The organism is Candidatus Seongchinamella marina (genome assembly GCF_026262685.1).
Classification (GTDB): domain Bacteria; phylum Pseudomonadota; class Gammaproteobacteria; order Pseudomonadales; family Halieaceae; genus Halioglobus; species Halioglobus marinus.
In genome coordinates this window covers 1-234 of the sequence record NZ_SHNP01000022.1, presented here as the reverse complement: position 1 = coordinate 234, position 234 = coordinate 1, and the positions used below count along the sequence as shown (strand labels likewise).

1 protein-coding gene is annotated in these 234 nt (G+C 58.1%); it reads right to left on the bottom strand.

Translation table 11 applies throughout. The features are described from left to right. A partial coding sequence (locus EYC87_RS19410) for a hypothetical protein (protein WP_279254356.1) occupies positions 1-234 on the bottom strand: 234 nt, incomplete at both ends.

Here is a 234-nt window from a genome sequence, read left to right as displayed (position 1 = left end):
CGGCAGTCGCAAAGTTCACCGTAACCGCCTGATCCGAGGCTTTAGACAGCGTCACTGTAACGGCTGCCGTGTCACCTTCAACGACCACATCATCGCCAATATTGATCACTGGCGGCTCGACTGGCGGTTCTACTGGTGGCTCTACTGGTGGCTCTACGGGCGGGGGCGTCACTTCGACAATAACAGTCGCCGTATCACCCTGGGTGCCATCCGGGCCCACCGCTGTATAAGTAA